The sequence below is a fragment of the Nocardia sp. NPDC006630 genome (genome assembly GCF_040611495.1).
In the GTDB taxonomy this organism is placed as follows: domain Bacteria; phylum Actinomycetota; class Actinomycetes; order Mycobacteriales; family Mycobacteriaceae; genus Nocardia.
Genome location: NZ_JBEXOK010000008.1, coordinates 23,442 through 44,156 on the forward strand (window position 1 = coordinate 23,442; position 20,715 = coordinate 44,156).

The following is a 20,715-nucleotide window of genomic DNA, read 5'->3' on the forward strand; positions in this document are numbered from 1 at the left end:
TCGGACAGCGAGAAGTCGTGAGCGCAGCGCGCCCCACCGATGCACCGAACCGGCCTCAGCCGACGTGACGGCCGAGGAAGCGGACCACATCGGGAGTGACCGTGGACCAGTACTCATCGGTGTGCGCACCCGGTGTCACCAGCGCGACCTCGAGGCGAGCCCGGCTCATGAACTGCCGGCAGCCGTCGATGAATCGGTCCCGATCCCCCACCCACACGCCGGTCGGGGCCGGGCCCAGCTTCGCAATGTTCTGCAGGGGATCGAGGGCGGCCCAATCGTCGGCATTGGCGAACGCATTGCGCTTGCTCATCTCGTTCCAGGAGGTGATGAGCCCCGGCGACATGGTGGCAATCGCCTTCGCCGGCCGCCCGCGTTCGGCCCGGCGGCGCGAGTACAGCAGTGCGCCGAAGCCGCCCATGGAGGTGCCGGTGCAGGCGAACGGCTCACCATTCGCGCCCGCGAGTCCGCGCGCGGCCAGCCAGCGCGGGGCCTCGTCGAGCAGCATGGTCATCGGGTCGTCGCCGGAGAAGTGCTGATGCCAATAGTTGTCGCCACCGTCGATGGCCATGAATCCGAAGGGCTGTACGAGCCGGGTCGAGACGGCCGCGGTGAGCACGTCACCGAGCCTGCCGACCGCGGCATTACGGGCATTGCCGTGTAAACCGTGCAGCAGCAGCGACATCGGCAGACCGTCGGCAGGCACGCCCGGCGGCAGGATGGTGACCACATCCACCTCACGCCCGCGCGCGGTGGAGTACACCCGATCGGTTCGGACAATCGGTTCGATGCCGAGCACGGTCCGCTCGATCGGGCCGCCGTACATCGTGTGCTGGTCACCGTCGGCGTCGGGAGCCGCGTTGACGCCCGCGCTCACCGCCGCCCCGGCCGCGACCAGACCCAGCAGACCCGTGGATGCCAGTACCGACCGCCGGCTGAATTTCCGCGCGGCAGCCCGGTAGCCCTCATCCATGGATCCTCCATCAGCACATCAACAGCTATCCGCCGGAGCGCACATTCGCATGCTCAGCCCCGCCAGACCGCCTGCGACCATACCGATCGAAAGCAACACGCGGTGAACTACGAGCTACATCTGCGAAGACGCCAGACCAGCAATCACATGATGGAACCGGACATATGAGGAAAGCGTGAGGATTCGAATCTGCTCGCGCAGAAAAGATGCTCGAGTCACATAGCGAGCGACCGAGCCGCAGGCGATCGACAGCGATCACCCGGAAATACCGGGCAACCCTCAGCGAGTGTGGGTCAGGGCGGTGCCGGTCGCCCGGTCGTGCATGCCACGGCCGTCGGAATCGGTGAAGAGCGCGGGGACCACGAAGACCAGGATGGCCTGGCGGGCCAGCGCGCGGATGAAACCGACCGGCCCATCCGTATCGACGCGACTCACACGGATCTTCATGAAGTACTGGCCGGGCGTGAACCCGAACAGGGTCACCGCCACCACGCCGAGCACGAACCACACCAGCAGCGTCGGCGTGGAGAGCGAACCCATCACCACCACGAAGTGCGGCGGCGGCGCCTCGCCCGCGGGCAGCTTCATCTTGGCGATGAGCTGATCGGCATTGGGCCGCACCAGAATCGCCGCGAGGCCGATCGAGATGAACCAGTCGAACAGCAGCGCGCCGATGCGGCGGGTCATCGGCGCGAGCGCGCCCGCACCGGATTTCGGCAGCCCCAGTTCCTTGCCCTGGTAGTCACCAGCGGGGTCGTCACCGGGATCGGCGTTCGGTCCGGACAGCCAAGAGCCGGTGATGCGTGCCATGTCTCCACCTTATTCGCCGCCGGCCTTCCGCTCCGCACAGCCCTCGCCACACAGGATTGCGACGGCGCGCGATCGGTGCGAAGCTACCCGCACAATTTGTCCGATGGATTGCGCAGCTCGGTGAGGATTCTCACGGCGCTCGGTCACGACTCGGTAAGACCTCTATATTTTCGCAGTCTTAACAACGCCGCGCCCGAGGTCGGTGGCAGGATATCGATGCTGGTCGAACGCCGCTCGGCGGGCGAAGCCGATGTTTCCGACATGTCGGGACACCGACGAACCCCCGGCCAGCTGTACGTGTAACACTGGCGAAACACAGCCTTCAGAGGCATACGGGCTGGTCATGAGGGAGATCACAACACCCCCGGGGCATCGATTAGTCATTTCGTAGTCAAACTCCCCAGTTTCAAAATTTCTGCGAACTCCTTGAGGGCTGGGGTGTTGTCGACGACGCGGCGAGTTCGCCCGGCCTTGTCGATGTAGTGCTTGATGGCGATGCTCTGGCCCTCCGCGTGGCCCAGCTGGGCACTCGCGCGCTTCGAATTGTCGTAGAAGTCGTCGACGACCGTGGCCACGGTGTCGCGAAAATGGGGGTACTTCAGCCAATCGAGCGGCGTCCCCTTGCGGGCGTTGATCAACGATCGACCGGAGGCGGTTCCAGTGAGAGCGCCGCCGGTTCGGGCACTGAATACAAAGTCCTTGTCGTCATCGAACCGGCAGTCCTGGCGCCAGTCGTCCAGCTCGGCCGTCAGCCACCCTGGCAGCTGGAGCCAGTACTTGTCACCCTGCTTGCGCCCGTCCTGCCGAATCGGTGGATCACCGAACACCGTGCCGTTGATGTGCGCAATCATCCAACCTTGTTCGTCGCGCTCGGCGATGTCGCACCATCGAAGCGCGCGGGCCTCCCCTGGGCGCATCCCTGTGCCCAGGAGGGTGAGGATCATCGGGCGCAAGTACTGCGCCCTGCCGTGACCGACTTTCGGCCACAGCATCGGCAGGCGTTCGACCTCAGACGCCAGTAGCGCCCTCTGATCGCCGCCCTCGGCCGACATCGGCTGCGGGACCATATCCATGGGTGACTTGTCCCAGGCGCCGCCGAGAGTGGCCATCTTGAACACGGCCCTGAGAATCACATGCTGAACGCGCGCAACACCCGGCGCCTTGGCTTCCACCGCATCGATGTAGTCGGCCAGGAAGGCTGGGCGTCCAGCCTGCCCGAGAGTCAGCCGGCCCATCTCCCTGTCCAGCCTGGGAGCTGTCTTGCTGGCGCGCTCGCCCGTCGGGTAGATGAATCGGCGGTAGTCACCGCACGACTGCTCCTTGATCTTGCCTCGGGCGACCTTCTGCTCCTGCAACACGAGCCAATGCTCGAACGCATCGGACATCAGATCCGTCGTCGCCCACTGTCGCCGTCGCGAGGCCACCGCAACCTGGGCGCCGCCATTGTTCACGTTCCGGTCGAAACTCTTGCGAAAATCGGCGGCGCAATCCCTCCTCGTCTTGCCTTTACCGCTGGAGCGGACGAGCTTTCCCGACCAGGCGCGATGCCAGGTCTGAGGAATCCTCCACACCCCATCCGCACCCTGCTTCGGAACAACATCATCCGGGAATTCGCCCGGTTCAAGCCGCGATGCGCCCATCGATCGTCTCCTACATCAAGTTGTTTTGCTCCCAGATTTCAAGCTCATCGGAGGGGTACAAGCACGTCCCGGTGCCGCCGCGCCTGACGTATTTCGGACCGATCCCCTGACTTGCCCAGTTAGCGAGCGTTTGGATTGAATGACGAAGCCGTTCAGCGGCTTCGGCGCGGGTGAAGTAGCTCGGTGCGCTCATTGAGACTCCTCAACACGGATGTCGTTCCACAAGAACCCAATAGGTAGCCAAGGTGTTGCTATGCGAGGGGCTGCATGGTCGGTGCGGGAAATCTCTTCACCCGAACGCAGACCAACAAGATCGCGTCAAATGACCACGAGATAGCCCCCGGAGGCAGTCGCCGATCAGCACACAGACTCCCGCCACACTCCAACAAATGACCAATGGTCGTGCGAGTTAAGGGAGTCATGCGCAAGAACCGAGTTGCACTCGAACTGCACACCGCATTCCGCGCCGTCAGGGCTGCCATCACAGTCCCTGGGATCCGATCACGTATATCCGACGTTGCCAATGGATTGCCGGGATCAGGTGTTATACACAGTATTCCCCGCGTATGACATGCGCAACATCTGCATCGTGGGCGATTTAGCAGCAGATTTTCATGCATGGATGCGCATATGTCAATTCAGCAGTTTAGGCAGTCTTGGCGCCCAACGGTTCAGTGCCGAATACGCACCCTCACCCGTAACGCCAGTGGCCCGGTCTCCAAAATCGGAGGGACGCTTAGGCGTTGGAGTTCGACTTCAACATTCCGCCACTGCCCTGTACCCCAAACAGGAATGCCATGGACTGAGCCACGCCTAGGGCGCTCTCGTAACACGGGGTGAGAGGTTGCGATCCCAGGGGAATCCCAACCCGTCCACCAGGGGAATCCCAACCCGTCAAGTCGGTCTCGTCAGCCTTTCGAGGGCGCGCTACGTCAGCGTAAGCCTTTGCAGCACAGAGGATTATCTCGACTGAGGCACGTTTTCGGCGGCGTGGCATTTGGACGAACCTGCAGAGAGGCCTCGCGAGCATGATCCATGGCACACTGTCGAATTCATACACGATCCCATGAAGGACACTGCGTACATGCACGACGAGTCTGCCCGCGACGGGCTGCCGGGTGGAGTCGACTCTGCCACAGGAGAATTCGAGCGTGCGGTGCCGTCCCGGCCAGTTCATGTATCAGACATTCCCGGACTAACCCCGAGCAACGACGCACCCGGCGCCGTCCAGAACGGCTCTCCGGATATCGATTTCACTCTGAGTAGGGGAAGTGCCCAACCTGCGCCGGAAGCCATCGAGCCGACAAAGGATTTGAGTCAGCGGGTCATTGCTGAACTCGTCGAACTAATTGCGCCGGACTGGCAGCGACTCGATGCGGTGTTCGCGATGACGGTGTCCGACGAGGCGGCGCAGATCGTGGTGTCAGACGATCGGCGAACCGCCAGGGTACTGCCTCCTGCTGAGCTGGTCGCGCGATTGCGCGAACTACGACACCTATCCGCGGAATCGGGCGATGGGCCGTGGTGGCGCGTGTTGGTGTCACTGAGCGACGCTGGTGACGTGCAGGTCGACTATGACTATGGGGCGGAACCGTTTCCGGACGACCAGCTGCTTCCTCCTCAAGCTTATCTCGCCGACCTGCAGGTTTATCCGCGGAAGCGGCTACCGGTATGGCTCGCAGCATATGTCGGTCACAACGGTAGCCAGGGGCGCAGCCCGAGGACAGCCGTGGCCCAGGTGCAGGCCGACCGCGCAGCTGAGGTCCAAGCAGCTCCGGTTACGAAAGGACTGCCACCGTTTCCGCTGTTGTGGGCGCGTTGGGCGGTGATTTCAGCGGCTTTCGTCGCAGCGAAATCGCCGTGGGGACCGCGGATCACGACCGCGCTCGGGTGGTTCGAAGGATCATCACGCAGCGGATCGACACTGCATCGATTTCCGGGCGATCGTGCGGTGCTGTCGGGAGGGCTGTGGAATGCACCGGAATTGGATGCTGTCTACAACGATGGTGCGCCGATGCCGTCCTTCTACCGTGGTGCACCGGAATGGGTGGCCGATCCTGTAGTGAATCCTCGTGCGGCGAACGGATTGTTGTCCTTCTGCTTCTGGTGGGACGGCACCGGGTGGCACCAGGGCGAATCGCCAGAGGTCGCTGGGCTGGGCGCGGCCCTACCCGGTATCTGGACGTCGGAAAGCTCTGTGGACGTGATTATTCGGGTACTCGCGGCCAGCCAGCGAAGTGCAATCACCGAGCTGGTCGCTGCCGCGGAAGCGGGCACTGTGACACGCTCCTTGCTCACCAGGTCATTGGAAGGTGAGCGCGTCGACGTCGACAGTGCCTACTACCAGCTGATGTCGGCCGGTGTGGTGGCGCAGGCTGTGCGACAGCCACTTTGAGTTCGCATCGGTTGCTCTGCCGTGTATAAGATCGGCAGCAGTTTGCTCCGATCATCAAGGCGGGGGTGGCATGGCAGGCAAGGTGGAAGTCGAAGTCGCCGGATTGCGGTCCACGGCAAGCGGACTCGATAGTTCAGCGGCCCGGATTCGCGCAATCCTGGCTGAGATCAGCGCGAAAGCGCATGCATCGAACGGTTGTTGGGGCGACGACGAGTTCGGGCGTCCGTTCGCTGAGGGGGACCAAGGGTACAAGGCCCGGAACGAGGCGCTGCAAGGGGTTCTCGGCAAGCAGGCCACGAACTTGGAAACCGATGCCGGCGGTCTGCGCGACGGTGCGACGACCCTGGAGACGGCGGAAACCAACAACACCGACAGTTTCCGATCCTGACAGATCACGTCGGGCGCAACGGCTTCCAGACCGTTCGAAGAGTGGGGACAGGGCAGTAGAGCATGGCGAATGAGGCAGAGAAAGCGCGACTAGCCGAGCTGAAGGAATTGGTCCAGGGAAGCTTCGCCTCGATCGCTCGCGCACAACAGGACCGATCTCGGCTGACCGCGACCGCCCATGCTGGCGGGCGGCGCATCACGATCACCGTCAATGCGGACGGTGTGGTGATCAAGACCGAATTCTCCGGTGACATCGAAGATCTGACCTATTCCGAGATCGCCGCCGCTGTCACCGCCGCGACACAGGACGCCGCCCGGCAGGTGCAACAGCAGGCTCAGCAGATCATCACCGCTGCGCAGCAGAAACAGGCCCAAGTCCCGCCAGTGTCCGAACTCTTCCCGATGATGCCCGACATTCAGTCCATGATCCCCACGCCGCCCGAGGCATCGCTGACACCGCCGGGATCCCCGGATCGAAAGGCAGTCGAACCCGACCCCGCGGTGCAGTTCACCGATATCGAAGAGTTCGAGCATGATCCGACGATTCGGGAGCGGTCCAGCATCGCCGCTCCAGAGTGGTGAGTGAAGCGGTCCGGGATTATTCGTGTCGGGATGGACGACGGTCGGGGATCAACTTCCCAACTCGTTGATGGCAGCACTCAACTTCTTTTCGGCCTATCCAAAGGGCGATCAGGACGAGCTGTTCGCGCTGGGTGATGCCTGGAAGCAGGCGGCGACCGAGCTCGGAAACCTCGAGACCGACCTGAAGCAGGTCACCGGCGGTTTTTCCCAGTACTACACCGGTGAAGGCGCTGACGCGATCCTGAAAGACTTCGCCGGGTATTTCGACAGCTCGGACACTTCCTTACCGGCACTGGTCAACAGTCTGAACCAGCTCGGCCACGACGCCCGCGCCACCGCCGCCGAAATCGAGTACACCAAGATCCAGGCCGAGATCTTCGCTCTCCTCACCCTCGTCGCCGTTGGGCAATTGTTGGCCAGTCTTGCAGGTTCGCTGGCGGTGCCGGCATACCTGGCGGTTTCCCGTGAGGTGTTGGCCGCGTTCGCACGCACGATGATGGAGCGCATCGAGGCGATCACCGCGCGAGCCGCGACACGAACGCTGGCCAAAGCAGTGACCAAAGAAATCGCCATCCCGCTCGCCGAGCGGGCCGTCACAAAGGCGCCCGCGAGCTTGCTCGCGAATACCCTCAAGGGCGGGGCCATCATGGCCGGGCTAGGAGCCGCCTCCGACGCCGGCGTCCAAGCCATCCAGCTCGGGGAAGGCCATCTCGACGACGGGTTCGACCTGAAGAAGACCTTCCAAACCTCGATCGAATGGGGCATCGGCGGACTCATCGGCGGACCGGCGCACATCAAAATCGCCGACATGCTGGGCAAACGCGGATTGTCGCCGCGCCTCGGCGGGTTGATTTCCGGAGGCCTCGGCGGCATGGCCGGTGGCGTCGGCATGTACGGCGGCGGCCTCGGAAATCAAATCTACGACCACTTCAAAAACAGCAAGCGCATCGACTGGTCGTTCAGCCCCCAACTCCTGCTCGGCGGCGCAGCACTCGGCGGCGCAGGCGGTCTACGACACGGGATTCGAAACGGCCACGCTGCGCCTATCGGCGAGGGACCCAGCGCTACCACAGCGGGCAACCGGATCGGCACTGATCCGCTGCACAATCACGTCGTCACCCCGGATAGCAATGCGAACGGAAGATCGCTCTACCGTGGCCTGCAACGCCAACTCCACTCGGACGTCCTAGACGGGAACGCTGCTCAGGCCGACATCCGATCCCACAGCGCGCAAATCAACGAACAGCTGTCCAAAATCAATAGTGAGTCAAAAACACTCGGCGGTTACAGCGATCAGCATGTAGCCCGGCTGGAGGACTTGCACAGCGAGTGGCAGAAGATCACCGTCGAAGGCGGTGACGGAAGCGTCGTCCACCCTGATGCTGGGACTACGAACTCGCACACGCCGGCCAGTCCGCCGGAACAGCGCGCCGGAGCCCCCGGCAGTGTCAGACCTGCCGACGTTCCGACCCGGCCAGCCACCGATTATACTGCGCGCCCGGGAATTGCGCCTGACCGTGCAGGTGACCCATCCGCGCTCCGGGATCCGGCGCTAAACCGGCAGTCGACTGCGGACAGTCCGGCGCGCATCGTCGCGAGCACGGCTTCCCCCGACAACGCCACGAATGTCGCTGCGGGAAACCAAGACAAGGCCGCACCGGCAAGCCAGGTATCCCCGCCCCGGACCGTCACTGCGGGCCCCGAAACCGAAATACGACCAGCCCCTTCTGAATTAACCCCGCGAAGAATCGGCACCGACACCCCCGACGCAGCCGCTCAACCGCAGCGTCTGCCCGAACCGCAACGCCCGCTCGCCGGAGACGCGAACTTGCGGACCGGCGATCACCAACCTGCGGTACCAAACCAAGACGCGAACCCGGCTGCCGACAGCCCGCCCTCCCCCACTGGATCAGAGCTGGTTCCGACCACACCCCCGCAGGCCGGCAAAGAAAACCCACTCGAATTCCGGCGCCGCATCGACCACATCACCGGCGTCGAACCCGATCCGGCACAGGCCAAGATCCGCGCAGACTTGCAGGACTTTTACCGAAACCAAAACATCGAAGCCGCCGACGCCACTCCGGTCACACCTCGTGAGGCCCCATCGGGCTCTCCCGCACCGGCATACGAAACGCGGCGGTTCAGCTACGGACCCGACAACTTCGTCCACAGCCTCACCATCCGCCTGCACCTCGACGGTGTCGACCATCTCCCAAATGATCACCTCGCCCGAATCCTCGACCAGCTCCACGCCACGGTCGACAGCACCTTCAACACCGGCCAACGCCTTCTGAGCGGTGACCACCTACAGATCCATATCGAACTCACCGACAATCTCGCCGAAGCGCACCTCCGCGCCACCGTCGGTGACCCCCAACATATTTCAGACCCGCGCACCTGGACCCGCGACACCCACCCGGACACGCTCGCCCGGCAACTGCGCGAACACCTCGGCCTATCAACCGACCCGAGCAAACAAGAACTCGACCATATCGACGTCCGTCAGCTCAGCAATGACATCGCGACCGCCAACACCGATAACCAGATAGCCGGGCTACCCCGAACACGAGTCATCGCTGAACATCGCCTGGATGATTTGGAAACGCCTACACACCAGTGGGCTGTCGAAGACGCACTCCGCGACGGCAACGGCTTCCTCGTCGGCGCGGACCCCCGCACCAACCCATACGGCGACCTCGTCAACGACGGCGGGCCCCATAACGACGGTCGCGGCAACAACTGCCTGGACAACAGCCTCGCGGCGCTGTCTTCGTTCCACGGTGATCCCCAGGTCGCCCACCCCCGTTGGCCCGACGTGCTTCCCGACGGCACGATCGACCAGTGGGGCCCGGAACAGCTGGGTAACGAGCGTGCACTCGACTGGCTCGGAGGCGGTTTCAGTACCTGGGCCGGGCAGATCAACCCCCCGGACGTCCCCCAGCAGTTCGCATGGCTGCACGACCATCTCTCTCAATTGGGTGAGATGTCCTCCGCCCTCGTGATCAACAAATGGAACGGCCCCGGCGCTCACGCCACTGTGGTCGTCTACCCGAAGGGCGCGAAGGGCCCGCTTTGGTGGGACCCTCAGCAGCGGACGATCTCCGAAACACCGCCCGTCAGTCTTACCCATGGCTCGACGGGACTATGGTTCCGTGCGCTCGATCCGAACGAACCCAATGGAGGTATCACCGGTGCCGGAGCAGTACCGAACTCAGCAGCAAGTGGAGCAATACCTGGCCCAGATCTTTCGTCCGGATCAGGAATTCATCATCCAGCAGAGCGAGTACGGCTGGATCTGCCACCCGAAACCCACGGAGACCGAACCTCGGAGCCCGACCATGCCACCGGAGCCGGGCCAGGCGAACTTCGTGGTGAACGCCCAGACCGGAGTGGTGACAGTCCACTCGAGCCTGTCGATGGAGATGATCGGGCAGCAGTACGACGAAGCGATACGGACCCGACAACCGATACCAGGCCATCAGATCTATCCCCATCGCTGGACAGTGACGATCCAGCGGGTCAGGGAGGACCAGACCGAGATCGAGTACCGGGTGACCGCCGAATCCCTGACCACGCCACCGGAACCGAACATGGAACATCAACTGATCATCGACAAGAGCACCCTGCGGTCCCGAACGAACCTGCTCGGAATCCCGGAGCCATGCAGGCGCGCGAAGGCCTGGGCCTACGCGAACCGGACGAACGAAATCTGGCCGGAAACCGGGACGTTCGAGTACTAGACGAAAAGCCCTCGCCACCAACACCATTCCGCGATAGTGCGCCTACACATCAAGCACCAAACTTGGAAGGCTCTCACAGCCAGTCCGTGGGGAGTCCCACCCCGGGCCAGGTTCCGAGCAACCACCCCGTCGAGGACAAGCCGTACTACGCCAACCCCGACTTCATCGACCCGCAGGCAGAACGCCGCTACGTAAGCAAATACGAGCACGGCTGGCGTGAGGTCCACACGATCCGAGCCGAGGAATCGGAACGACACCCGGCGATTGCCGGACTGACCGACGCCGAGCTCCACGCCATCAGGCGTAACCAGTTCATGGACCTGAACGAGGCAGTGAACAACGCCACCCGATGGGGCGACCTCACCGCTCTCGAAACCTACGACCCCGAAATCCGCACGCTGGTCTCGGCATACAACAAACTGCCCGACCACCAGGGCATTGTCTACCGGTCACTGCATCTCGGCGATCCCGTAGCCCTAGAACGTTTACTGGACGCCTACCAGCAGGGCAAGGTCGTGCCAGACCACGGATTCGCCTCCTCCGACAAATCCACCTCGATGCCGGGCGGAAACGTCGAGCTCATCATCGACTCGCGGTACGGCAAAGACATCTCGTGGACCACCCCCGCCCAAGAGGAAGTCGTCTTCCCACCCGGCAACCACTTCCTGGTCAAAGACCAGTACGTCGGTGCCGACCGTTACGGAAACCCCAAGTTCTACATCGAACTGCTCGACCTCGGAAGGGAACATGATGACACCGGAGGAGTTAGCCCGCATCGCACAGAAAGTGACGGCCAGACGCCAGCCTCTGTCTCCCGAGGACCAGGCCAGGGCCAACCAAATCCGTCAGCACACAGCGGAATTGGAAGCGACCGGACGCCCACCGGCAACCGAGGAGCAGACCAAGATCTGGCAAGCCTGGGGCGAAGCGGAGACCGAACGGATTCGCCAGGAGACGAACGAGGACCACTAGCCGATTCCGAGCAGAAAACAACCGACGACTACTACATCCCGTTCAGTCTGGGAGACGCCGTCGAGCCGAGCCTCCACGCGCCTTCGGCTCCAGAGCAGGCCGTAGATCCGGCGCCGGAGCCCGCGCCGCACGAGACCTCACTTGCCGCAGTGGAATCGGGTGCCCCGTCACCAGACGAGAAGCCCTTCACCCTCTCCACCGACCACAAGACGACCGCATCACCGCCAGACGCCGGAGCGCAGTCGGTCGAACCCACCGGATCGGGACCGCAGCGGACGCCCCCCGCTGAACTCCCGACCCGAGAACCCGGCAAACACGGTCATCCCCAGGCCGAGCTCGCCGATTTGGGTCAGCACGAGGAAAATCCGCTCCCCACAACCGAATTGGCCCGGATCGAGCAATCCTTGCCGATCACGGAAATGGTGCCGACCGAGGAGGTGCGGTTCACCCAGCGCACTGTGAGCCGAATGACCTCGACCGGTGTGCTGCTCACCGACCTAGCCGCGAGCATGGCCGAAAAAGGCTGGCGCGGCGGGCCATTACACGCGGTGGTGTTGGACGACGGCCGAATCGTCAGCCTGGACAATCGACGGCTCACCGCCACACGAATGGCGGGGTTCGAGCAGGTGCCTACCGCGATACACGCGCCGTCCGAACGTCTGGCGGACTGGCCGCACGAGTGGGATGCCACCCGAGGTGGACGGTACGCGCTCGCTGTCGATATTCGGCAGCTTGCCGACGGCACCCTGCGCGCGGGTGGAGATCAAGGGGTAGTCCTCTATCGCCGCGGTCAGATCCCGGAAACCTGGGGTGAATTCGCACAGTTCCGGATGGCCGATCCACGAAATCCCTTCCCGAGCGACCTGACCGGTTCCGGGCACGCACCCGTATACGCAGCCAAGCCCGCCGAAAAGGTCGATGTCCAACTGCCAGCAGCGGACAAGGAGTACATCGCGGCCGCAGTCGAGAACGCGCGGCCCGAAGCGGACCTGATTCTGGACGATCTCCGTGCCGCAACCGACCAGGTGACAACGGACCTCGGCACCGCGCACAACCCGCTGGAGCTACGCGGCGAAGAGCACCGGGTGAAGTCCGAGGAGTCCCTGGAGCGCAAGTACTACACCGAGCGCGAACACGGGGAGAGCGTCGATCAGTTCATCGACCGGGTCAACGATCTGATCAGGTTCTCCGCCCGACTACCCGCGGGTGAAGGCTACTTGCCCGCGCTCGAGGCGACATTCGAACGGCTGCGCGGTCAGGGATACGAGGTCGTGGATGTCAAGAACTTCTGGCTGGAGGGCAACCGCTACTACGGTCTGAACTCGACACTGCGATCGCCGGTCGGCAGGGAGTTCGAAGTTCAGTTCCCGACCGATACGGCGTGGCGGGCGAACAAGCTGACGCATGAGCCATACGAGATCTTCCGGCGGGGAGATGAACCCATTGAACGCCGGATTCACGCGTTCCTGGATACCTTGCGCATCAACAGCGAACTCGGTCTCGCGCACGAGATTCCGCCGGGTATCAGTGACCGCTGGCCAGCGGTCGACACCAGCTTGAACAAGTGGACAGGCAAGAACCCAGCACCGTGGCAGGGATACCACAGCTGGCTGGCGGAGAACAACCGTGGTCTGAGCTGGGTCACCGAACAGTTCGGGCTGGATCTGCGCAAGATGCTACCGAATTATGAATCCAGTCCACACGAAGTGGCGAACACCCCAGAGGCCGACCAGCCGCTCCTCCCGCACGAGTTCGCGACCAAGGGATCGATTGCGCTGGAGGAGCTTTCCCGCGAAGCGCAGCAGTTCGTGCTCGAGCTGTCGACGGTGGATCATATCGGAGTCGAGCCCGGCGAAGTGAGTACAACGCACCTCGCCGAACTGCAGCGCTATACCGGTGTCGAGCACGCGGTCGTGCAGAACGCCGCCGGCGAACTGCGACTCCTGCGCGGCGCGGAATCAATCATCACCATTCCCGAATCCCTCAGGGGTGAGTACGAATTCACCGTCCACACCCATCCCGAGGAACGCCTCCCGGGACCAGCCTCCGAGCACGAGATCAGCACCGCCGCAGCGACCGGCGACAGTATGCGGCTCGATGTACTGCACAAGGTCACACCGTATATCGAGGCCGTGGTCAGCAGTGACGGACAGGTCCGGTTTTTCGACGACTCCGGAGTGCTGCCCGCCGGAACCCACCACGAAGGCGGCCCCATCGACAGCCAGGGCCGGGTGGTCCCGGTCCGCGACCTCGCAGCGGCGAAACCGTCCGACGGCACTGCACCGACGCGGGAGATGGCACGGCATGCCCGAGGACCGGACGGACTGCCGTACCGACACGAACCTGGGAATCATCCTGGGGCTGGGCCTTACTGGGACGTCCGCCACGCACAGCGCGACGCCGAGGCGGCCGGTCCCGACCGCATCACGCCCGCAGCTCAGGCCTTTCGTAATGCGGCCGTGGAATTCCCAACCAGGCCACATCAGGAAAGAGCTGCAGACGCATATCGGCTTCCCGGTGAATCCGCCAAGCCGATCCCCGCGGTCCCGGAACGGTACGAAAAACTGCCGGCCGAGGCAGCTGCGAAGGGCCTGCAGCTGGGCCGTGACGGGTTGCTGTTCAAGGAGAATGACAAGCCGGACCACTGGCGCTCCGCCAAGGACGGGCATCTGCATGAGAAAAACGATAGGGCCGGGACCTATCGGGACGAGGGCTACAATCTCCGCGATGTATCAAAGCCCAGCCAGTTCGCCAAGGACCAAAATGTCGATCACAGTGGCGCTCCCCTCTATAAGGCACAGAAGGGCAAAGAAACGTCGTACCAGGTTACCGAGACGACTTCAGCCAAAGCCCTCGACGATAAATCCATCGCGCGAATAGATCAGCAAGCGGATCGCGATCCCGCCGGAGCAGCCGCTCGCGTACATTTCCCCGAATTCGGGATCAATCATATCAATGAGCTGTCCGCAAAGAAACTCACAAAAAAGGTGGCCGAGCTCACGGGGAATATCAAGAAGGAGAATATCAGCAGCGCGGACAAAAAAGCGAAACTAGATCGACTGGATGAAATGCGCGACAATGCCGATAAATATCACACCATCGGCACGGAAATGAATAATACTTCCAAAACCATGGGGGAGATTGCCACACTCGCATACGCCAACGATCCCGCGCAACATCCCAACGCCGTTGTGCTGGCCCCCCTCGGTCGCGCGATAGACGGCAGAGACACTTTCGATATCCCGGTGTTTCTACGGGAATCCGAAGGTCAGCCTCCAACCTTCAAGGCGCTCGAGGCCAAGGGCCTCGGGTCCGAACTTGGAGATGCGGATACCCCCGTGGGGCGTGCGGAACAGTGCTCTTCAGAGTATTACGCCCGAACAATGATGGAAGAGAAGAACCTGGCTCTGCTGCTGGCGGAAACACCAGAAACGTTGCGCGCACGCGGCATCGACCCGAACGAACCTCGCGTACAGAGAGTTCTCGAAGCTCGCGACGAGATGATGCGTGCCTTCCAGAACGGCACCCTCGTATACAAGTGCGAAAAAGTGCACGTCGATATCAATGGCCGCGTCACGGTGACCGAGTACATCCTCGAACGTGACGGCATAGCGATGACCATCGATAATATTGCTGGAATCGAACGTGTCCGCACCCCCCTCCTGGAGCTCGCAAAACAGCGAGAACTGGAACTGGTCCGAGTCATCGAAAAAGAACGTGAGCAGATTCTCGCAACTTTTACACCTGAGCAGCGGGAAATCATACAACTTACGCTTGATATAGCCGACGAGAACAGAAGCTTCGCTGCGGCACAACAGATCATCCTCACCCACGAGGCATTGACCAATATTGTGCGAGCGATGGATGACCACGACTCGCCTACACAGGTGAGCAAAAGCCTCGTCGATGCCAACGATGCCGCAGCGAAGGCAATACAGCTCGAAAGCGACAGTCGGCTGGCCGGGCTCCGCGAACTCGACCTGGGTCGTGATGCCGAAGTGATCAAACAGTTGGTGGGCCTGGACTCGGAATTGCGGAACCACGCGCTCATCGCCCAGATCAATATCCTCGAACGCGAACTGGTCAACCGGGCGATCGCGCAGACGATCGATGCCAGAGAAGTACCCTCGAAGGACCGTGCGATCTTCGTCCAGCACAATCTGAATCTCGTTCGGGCGATCGAGCCGGGCGCACCGCCCGAGAAGCTCCCGCAGCTGCGGGAGCTCTGCGACGCCTACGACTCCGTACGACAGGTGAACGAGCAGGAGCGCGGGCGTGACGCGCACGCGCTCGAGCGGATGGGATTGGACGAAAGCCACGCCCGTGCCGTCAGGCAAGCTCTGGAGGCCGACCGCAGCCGGACTCTCGAGCGGGCAGAAGAAGCCTTCGCGAGGGAGATCGTCCGGCAGGCAAGCGAGCAGACGCGTGACGCGCGTTCGCAGGAACAGGACGTACGAGCCAGGTCCGTCGAACAGGTGCGTGAGCTGGAGCGCGACTACCTGAACGGTACCGAACCCAGCCCGGTGCCGATCCGGGAAGTACACGATGCGCTTCATCGCGTCCTGGAACAGGAACGCGCTCGTGAGGCACAGACGCTCGAACGACTGCAACTCGGTGACCATCAGACACAACAGGTCGCCAGGGCACTAGAAGTCGAACATCGCCGCGACGCCGGACAGACGCTGGATGTGCTCAGTCGAGAGCTACAGCGGCAAGAGCACAATCGCATGTTCGGACCCGACAGTGGGATGCATATCCCGGGGCGAGCGGTGGAAAAATTCGATGCGCGGACCTACCAGCTCTGCCGCGAGAACCTGCCGGTCGAACTCAACGCCGCGAATAGGGCGCTCGTTTACCAGCAGGATGGGCGCACAATCGAAGTCCCATACGACTCGGAGGCTCGACGCCTGGCACAGGCCGCGCAGGAATTGGAGCACGGGCGGACGCTGGAGCAGGTACAGATCAATTACGCATTGAGTGTCGGCCAGGCCCGCGAGGCCGAAGCAGCGGTTCGGGATCGACAAACCGAAGCGGCGCAAGTGGTCCGGGCGCGGCAGCTCGAAGCGGCCGCGCGCGAACGGTCACGCGACCGCTCACGCAGACTCCTTTGATGGGCGACCGCCCAGCCGACACGTTTCAGGATTGGACTAGGGTGAATAAATGACCGAATGGCGTTCACTGACTGCGCCTGAAGTAGCTAACCTCGCCGCCCGGTTGCGATCTTTGGAGTGGTCTTGGCTGCTCACGGATGTACCGGCATTGGCCACCGAATTCGGCTGGACCGTAGAAAGAATCGGTCCGTCCTCCGCCAGGCTGGACACCGGATTCGGAATGGCCAGCGGCGACGTCTCAGGAGGGTCCGAGCGCCTCGGCCGAATCCGGGTGCAAGTCACCGATTTCGCGGACGACGATTCGGCTGGACGGGCGCGGGTTCGTGACGCTTTCACGGACATGGCGGTCGCGATCACCGGTGCGCTCGGCTCACCGACCCTCCGCGAGCCCGGCAAAGAGGCCGAGATCCGCTGGGCCGGAGCCGAAACCACCGTACGACTGTGGCAGTTCACCAGCAGCGTCTCACTCTTCCTGATGACCAACGCACTACTGGCTACCGAGGACCAGATCACCGAGATGGACGAACAGGGGCTGTTGTGACCACCTGGGACGAGTTCACCGATGGCCTGGCCGAGGAACTGGCCACACTCCCCGCCGGAGCCCTGGTGACCATCGATACCGATGCACCCGACACCCAGGCTGGTTTCGCACAGTTCGCCCAGACCCAGGACAAACTGCACGCCGAACTCGGTGCCTACGCCGATCTGGATCCGGCAGCTGGACCCGACGCACCCGGGAACCGACTTGTGCTCGGCGCGGGCTGGCACGCGCCCGGCGGTGATAACGACATCAACTGGTGGTTCGAGTTGCCTTGGCCTGTACGGTCGGCGATCTATCGGGAACTGGCCGCAATGGTGGTAGTCGGTCTGCGAGACGCGTTCCACGTGCTTGGACCCGACCGGTTGGTGTACCAAGCATGGAATTCGAGCGCCAACAACCAGCCTCTGGACCTTCCCCTGTTGGGGATCGCGAAGCAATGAACACCGAATACTCACCGCACCAGGATGATCCGGAGCCAGCCGCGGAGAGCCGGCGGCTGCTGAAACGACGCCTGGAACTGAACCTGCGTGGGGAACTCGACGCCGAGCAGCTCGACCAACTGCGAGGCAACCTCACACTCACCACGCCGGGCGTATCGAAGGATCCGGCGAATATCGTACTGGGGCAACGGATTGAATACCACCGACGCTATTCCAGAGTGGTGGCGATGGATATGCGCCTGCTACGCACGGGTACCGAAGAGTGGACGCTCACCATCGACGCCCTCCCCAACAGTGATATCGAACCGTGGCGCTGCCTGGCCGAAATAAGTACCCGCACAGCAAGATTGAAGATCGTAGCGATCAGAGAGCCCGTACACGATGCAGCTCCTGAGCAAGCGGAGCAGAACGAAGCGAGTCAAAATTCGGACCGGCCGAAACTTCGGGTCCGAGGATCCCTGGGCGCTGAACCCGTGAAAGATATCCCCGGCACGACCGCGATCGCCGACTTCACCGATTTCGAGATCCGGCTGCCGATCCCGCCGCGACGACCAGCCGAGCCCGGATGGTTCACCCTTACCGACACCGAGGTCGTCCACCTCGCGAAGGTGATGTGCGCCCTCGTCTGGACCTGGCGGATGAACGACATACTGGGATTGGGCGCGGTATTCGGCTGGGGCATTACAGATCTCGAGCCGGGCCTCGTCACGCTGGACACCGCCCTGGGGACCGCCGACAGCTTCGTTCACGGACTCGGCACCGCCGCCTACTCCCTCGATGTGGCGCTGACCACATACGCCGACGACACCGACGCCGGGCGCGACGCCTTGTACGAAGCGTACGGGCGTATGGCTCGCGCACTCATCGATGTCCTCGGACTGCCCGTTCAGATCGACCCCGAGGAGGACACCGAGATGTGTTGGGCGGCACCGCTCGGCACTCTCTCCCTGCTCTGCTCCGCAGGCACGGTGCGCCTGGTATTGCGCGAGGCTGGGCAACCACTATGAATCCGGGTCGTCGCGCGCAGCCCTTTTCTGGAGTTCCCGGACATGGAGGTCGTCGTTCCACGAGACGTCCTCGTGGTCGGGCGGGTCACCCTTCCACGCGAAGAACCATTCGATCCAGTCCTCGCTCGGCAATTCGCTGACCGGAGAACCATCGACAGCCAGTTGTCGGGCGAACTTCTCGGCAGTGACACGATCGACCGCCTCATAACGGTCGTCGTTGTTGTAGTCGGCAGTGAACCGCACGACGCGGGCTGGGTCGTACTGCCACATCTGAATACCCTGGTTCCATACCAAAGCGTCTTCCGACCGATCGGTGGTGACGAACAGGGTGAACGGCGGCGTCTTTCCGAATTCGCCATGGCACACGGCCTGGTAATACAACACGTCACACTCCTCGTGCTCTCCTGTGCTGCCACGCGCATCCGGTCGGCGGGCCACGCTGACGTCTGCCGACCCTATCAGCGCTGGGGCCCAAGCGAATCCGGCCGGTTGTAGGATGCGCGTATGTTCGACGAGCCCCACGCCTGCCAATTCTGCGGACGGTATGTACTCGAAGTGGAAGGGTGGGCCGAGTCACTCCAGCCGTATCACCGCATCCTGGCCCCGTGGGACGACGACACCACCTATTTTCACGGGTCCTACCACCTGTCCTGCGTTCGTGCGTTCGAGCTCCGTGACCAATTCCGCACAGAACTGCTGAACTGGGTATGCCGGGACGATCATCTGCTCACGGTCCGCGGTGACGATGGCCGACTGCACGACACGGTACGGACCGGGCTCGGATTCACCGAACAGATCAGCGCGCTCTCTGGTGGAGATATCTACGAAAGCCCGCGGTTCAACCGATGGGTTTTCGCGGAAACAGCTGGGCCGATCCATTTCTTGAGTTTCGATCAGGTTCAGACCCTCTGCGGAGGCCTACCGCTTCGCGGCGACAATGGCGGGCGTCGCACCTTTCTGCCGAACAACCCCGGCGACTCCATCTCACAATGGGGCCTGGTCGAACTTCTCGATTTTCTGGACGTCCAAGATCTCTACCAGGACCTACTGGACTCGCACACACCGGAATACAGGTTCTGGAAGGGCGCAACGAAAGGATCCGGATACGTGGCCGGCTACTCACTGTCCGCCGTCCGTCCGATACCGGAGGAGGTAGCAGATTTCTTCCGAGACTATCTGCGGCGATACACCCCGAAACAGCTCACGGATGCTCGCGCTACGGACAACCGATAGAATCGGCTTCGCTCATCCAGCCTTGGGCGAAGCACTACCGGAGAAGCGTCGAGTACATACCTGCATAGCGAAGGCCCGATATTCGACATCGATTCCGTTGAGCGAACGGAAGTATCCCGGCTGTACCGCCGGACGTTCGACATGTGGGCGGAGGAGTTCGCCCGGCAAGTGTCCGGAGCGCCACTACACCAATATTGGAAACACGTTGTAAGGCTCGTGTCCCGCGCAGGGAAGAATCCATAGCTGCGACTGGCCGCTGCCAGACAATCTCAAGGGGACGTGAGTACCGAACCTGCGAGCATCACGAAACGAGGCTGAGGAGTCGAAGGTTGCGTTCGGCGCGAATGAGATCGCGCGCAACGCTGTCAGGATCCCGGACCCGCTCGGGCGGAACCGGGTAGACCCACCAGCCTCGCGGTGGCTCCAGCAGCAGGATCTGGCCGCTCGGTTCCGACACTGCTTGGCGAAGACGGCTATCGGGGTCGCCACCGTATACCTTCGCCATATCGTCGAGCCATGACTGCAGATCGGCACGCGCTTCCTCTGCCGAGCCGAAGCCCCAGTCCGAGGTTGTGATGCCGATGCCGTCGACGTTCTCCTGCATCATGTAATTCTGCGGATCGTAGGTTTTGAACTCAACCCAACTCCACGACCACTGACCGGCCGGTACCCGCGAATACGGCTGCGGCGCAACTGAATCAGTGTGGCGTGGGCGGCGAATGACACGATTTTCGACGATGATCCCGCCGACCACAATCACCAGAACAACGAGGATGGCAAGCACGGGACTATTGGTCAGTTCACCGATGCCTCCGCCCGCGCCGGTCCCTGCGAAGGCTACGAGCAACCGCCATGGCCAAACAAGAAGCAAATCCCACCCACATTGT

At 62.6% G+C, this 20,715-nt stretch carries 14 protein-coding genes; 8 read left to right on the forward strand and 6 right to left on the reverse strand.

Features of this window, described 5'->3' with window-relative positions; translation table 11 throughout:
- Positions 1–55: 55 nt before the first annotated feature.
- From ABZX86_RS23895 to ABZX86_RS23910, 4 genes are all read right to left on the reverse strand, one after another.
- Complete coding sequence (locus ABZX86_RS23895) at positions 56–970, reverse strand: alpha/beta hydrolase-fold protein (protein WP_355126886.1); 915 nt, start codon at positions 968–970, stop codon at positions 56–58.
- 279 nt (positions 971–1,249) lie between these two features.
- The gene (locus ABZX86_RS23900; RefSeq protein ID WP_327141181.1) at positions 1,250–1,780 is read right to left on the reverse strand and encodes an RDD family protein; all 531 of its coding nucleotides are present in this window, start codon (positions 1,778–1,780) and stop codon (positions 1,250–1,252) included.
- A 380-nt stretch (positions 1,781–2,160) separates the two neighbouring features.
- Complete coding sequence (locus ABZX86_RS23905) at positions 2,161–3,420, reverse strand: site-specific integrase (RefSeq protein ID WP_355126887.1); 1,260 nt, start codon at positions 3,418–3,420, stop codon at positions 2,161–2,163.
- 10 nt (positions 3,421–3,430) lie between these two features.
- The gene (locus ABZX86_RS23910; protein ID WP_355126888.1) at positions 3,431–3,613 is read right to left on the reverse strand and encodes a helix-turn-helix domain-containing protein; all 183 of its coding nucleotides are present in this window, start codon (positions 3,611–3,613) and stop codon (positions 3,431–3,433) included.
- Positions 3,614–4,486: 873 nt separating this feature from the next.
- Here ABZX86_RS23910 and ABZX86_RS23915 point away from each other — a divergent pair.
- The 7 genes from ABZX86_RS23915 to ABZX86_RS23945 all read left to right on the forward strand — a co-directional run bounded on the left by ABZX86_RS23915 (position 4,487) and on the right by ABZX86_RS23945 (position 18,595).
- Entirely contained in the window at positions 4,487–5,815 is a 1,329-nt protein-coding gene (locus tag ABZX86_RS23915) for a hypothetical protein (protein WP_355126890.1), read from the forward strand.
- Positions 5,816–5,885: 70 nt separating this feature from the next.
- Positions 5,886–6,203: a hypothetical protein gene (locus ABZX86_RS23920; RefSeq protein ID WP_355126891.1), complete on the forward strand. Its 318-nt coding sequence runs from the start codon at positions 5,886–5,888 to the stop codon at positions 6,201–6,203.
- A 62-nt stretch (positions 6,204–6,265) separates the two neighbouring features.
- Positions 6,266–6,784, forward strand: coding sequence for a YbaB/EbfC family nucleoid-associated protein (locus tag ABZX86_RS23925; RefSeq protein ID WP_355126892.1), 519 nt, complete (start codon positions 6,266–6,268; stop codon positions 6,782–6,784).
- Between the two features lie 22 nt (positions 6,785–6,806).
- Positions 6,807–16,607 carry a toxin glutamine deamidase domain-containing protein gene (locus tag ABZX86_RS23930; RefSeq protein ID WP_355126893.1) on the forward strand — a complete coding sequence of 3,267 codons (9,801 nt, stop codon included), beginning with the start codon at positions 6,807–6,809 and terminating at the stop codon, positions 16,605–16,607.
- Between the two features lie 49 nt (positions 16,608–16,656).
- Positions 16,657–17,148, forward strand: coding sequence for a DUF6301 family protein (locus ABZX86_RS23935; protein ID WP_355126894.1), 492 nt, complete (start codon positions 16,657–16,659; stop codon positions 17,146–17,148).
- On the forward strand, positions 17,145–17,588 hold the full coding sequence (locus ABZX86_RS23940) for a hypothetical protein (RefSeq protein ID WP_355126895.1): 444 nt from the start codon (positions 17,145–17,147) through the stop codon (positions 17,586–17,588). Before ABZX86_RS23935 ends, ABZX86_RS23940 begins: the two co-directional genes overlap by 4 nt.
- The gene (locus tag ABZX86_RS23945) at positions 17,525–18,595 is read left to right on the forward strand and encodes a DUF6301 family protein (protein WP_355126896.1); all 1,071 of its coding nucleotides are present in this window, start codon (positions 17,525–17,527) and stop codon (positions 18,593–18,595) included. Before ABZX86_RS23940 ends, ABZX86_RS23945 begins: the two co-directional genes overlap by 64 nt.
- Here the strand turns inward: ABZX86_RS23945 and ABZX86_RS23950 are convergent.
- Positions 18,590–19,117: a hypothetical protein gene (locus tag ABZX86_RS23950; RefSeq protein ID WP_355126897.1), complete on the reverse strand. Its 528-nt coding sequence runs from the start codon at positions 19,115–19,117 to the stop codon at positions 18,590–18,592. The genes ABZX86_RS23945 and ABZX86_RS23950 overlap by 6 nt on opposite strands.
- Here ABZX86_RS23950 and ABZX86_RS23955 point away from each other — a divergent pair.
- Positions 19,100–19,828, forward strand: coding sequence for a hypothetical protein (locus ABZX86_RS23955; RefSeq protein ID WP_355126898.1), 729 nt, complete (start codon positions 19,100–19,102; stop codon positions 19,826–19,828). The genes ABZX86_RS23950 and ABZX86_RS23955 overlap by 18 nt on opposite strands.
- A 301-nt stretch (positions 19,829–20,129) precedes the next feature.
- On the opposite strand, the gene ABZX86_RS23960 is transcribed toward ABZX86_RS23955, so the two are convergent.
- A complete protein-coding gene (locus ABZX86_RS23960) occupies positions 20,130–20,612 on the reverse strand; it encodes a hypothetical protein (protein ID WP_355126899.1) in 483 nt (160 codons plus the stop codon).
- Positions 20,613–20,715: the final 103 nt, after the last annotated feature.

Coding starts and splice junctions, on each gene's coding strand:
- ABZX86_RS23905 (WP_355126887.1), bottom strand. CDS start 3,420: ATGGGCGCATCGCGGCTTGAACCGGGCGAATTCCCGGATGATGTTGTT.
- ABZX86_RS23900 (WP_327141181.1), bottom strand. CDS start 1,780: ATGGCACGCATCACCGGCTCTTGGCTGTCCGGACCGAACGCCGATCCC.
- ABZX86_RS23910 (WP_355126888.1), bottom strand. CDS start 3,613: ATGAGCGCACCGAGCTACTTCACCCGCGCCGAAGCCGCTGAACGGCTT.
- ABZX86_RS23925 (WP_355126892.1), top strand. CDS start 6,266: ATGGCGAATGAGGCAGAGAAAGCGCGACTAGCCGAGCTGAAGGAATTG.
- ABZX86_RS23915 (WP_355126890.1), top strand. CDS start 4,487: ATGAAGGACACTGCGTACATGCACGACGAGTCTGCCCGCGACGGGCTG.
- ABZX86_RS23955 (WP_355126898.1), top strand. CDS start 19,100: ATGTTCGACGAGCCCCACGCCTGCCAATTCTGCGGACGGTATGTACTC.
- ABZX86_RS23895 (WP_355126886.1), bottom strand. CDS start 970: ATGGATGAGGGCTACCGGGCTGCCGCGCGGAAATTCAGCCGGCGGTCG.
- ABZX86_RS23920 (WP_355126891.1), top strand. CDS start 5,886: ATGGCAGGCAAGGTGGAAGTCGAAGTCGCCGGATTGCGGTCCACGGCA.
- ABZX86_RS23935 (WP_355126894.1), top strand. CDS start 16,657: ATGACCGAATGGCGTTCACTGACTGCGCCTGAAGTAGCTAACCTCGCC.
- ABZX86_RS23945 (WP_355126896.1), top strand. CDS start 17,525: ATGGAATTCGAGCGCCAACAACCAGCCTCTGGACCTTCCCCTGTTGGG.